The 213-nt window shown below is 56.8% G+C and carries 1 protein-coding gene; it reads left to right on the top strand.

All coding sequences use genetic code 11. The annotated features are described in order from the left end of the window. Window position 1: 1 nt before the first annotated feature. The coding region (locus ACPWR9_RS25885; RefSeq protein WP_426301945.1) for an electron transfer flavoprotein subunit beta/FixA family protein at window positions 2-213 on the top strand (212 nt) is incomplete at its 3' end.

The following is a 213-nucleotide window of genomic DNA, read 5'->3' as shown; positions in this document are numbered from 1 at the left end:
CATGAAGATCCTGGTACCGGTCAAACGGGTAGTGGATTACAACGTAAAGGTTCGCGTGAAGAGCGACGGCAGTGGCGTCGATATCGCGAACGTGAAGATGTCGATGAATCCGTTCGACGAAATCGCGGTGGAAGAGGCGGTGCGTCTGAAGGAAGCGGGCGTGGCGACGGAAGTGATTGCGGTCTCGGCAGGTGTGGCGCAATCGCAAGAAAC

Origin of the sequence: Pandoraea pneumonica, from assembly GCF_049918595.1 — a bacterium.
Taxonomy (GTDB): Bacteria; Pseudomonadota; Gammaproteobacteria; order Burkholderiales; family Burkholderiaceae; genus Pandoraea; species Pandoraea pneumonica_A.
This window is presented reverse-complemented; position numbering and strand designations above follow the sequence as displayed.